General features: G+C 69.1%; 1 protein-coding gene. It reads right to left on the reverse strand.

Going from position 1 to position 836, the window contains the following annotated elements; genetic code table 11:
- Positions 1 to 836 (reverse strand): IS701 family transposase (locus A33M_RS21620; protein ID WP_052027178.1); only part of this gene is annotated, 836 nt, incomplete at both ends.

The following is an 836-nucleotide window of genomic DNA, read 5'->3' on the forward strand; positions in this document are numbered from 1 at the left end:
CGGAACAGACGCACGCGAGCCCAGTGATGGAGCCGCGGTCCCTTGCCGCCGGGGGCCGCCGCCAGACGGCGCCAGTCGCGTGCCGGAATGCGGGCCGCGACCGCGGCGGCGGCCTCGTATGCAAACGGCTGCACCATCAGGCGCTCGTTGCCACGTACGGCCATTACGTGAGGTTGGCCGCGCTGCTCCAGCGCCATCCGAAGCCCCTTGTCGGAGCCGTAGACCGCATCGCCGAGCACCCAGGCGCAGGAGATCCCGGCATCGAGGGCGGCCATCAGCATGCTGCGTGCGAGTTTTGGCTTGGTCTCGAAGCCGATCTCCGTCGGCACCGACACCTTCTCACGTCGGCCCGCATCGGCAGCCCAAGCCTCCGGCAGATAGAGCCGGCGGTCGATCAGCGCGTGCCCGAACCGGCTCGCATAGGCCAGGAACACCGCGACCTGACAGTTCTCCACGCGGCCCGCCGTCCCGGAATATTGCCGCGCCACCCCGACCGAGTGCTCGCCCTTCTTCAGGAAGCCGGTCTCGTCGACGATCAGCACCCCGTCACGATCGCCGAGTGCCTCGATCGCATAATCCATCACGTGGTCGCGCAGCCGATCGGCGTCCCAGCGGCTGCGTCCGATCAGCGACTGGATGCGGTAGGGCCGTGCCGCCCCGACCGTCTCCGACATCAGCCAGCCGGTCTTGCGCTCCACGCCGGAGAGCAGTCCGTCGATGAACGCACCCGCCGTCTCCCGCAGTTCGCTGCGCGGCAACGCGCTTCCGACACGGTCCTTCAGCACGTTCAGCTCGCGATCCCACGACGTGATGCAGCCGGCCCAGTCGACCACCGC

The sequence above is a fragment of the Rhodovulum sp. PH10 genome (assembly GCF_000293785.1).
Classification (GTDB): domain Bacteria; phylum Pseudomonadota; class Alphaproteobacteria; order Rhizobiales; family Xanthobacteraceae; genus Rhodoplanes.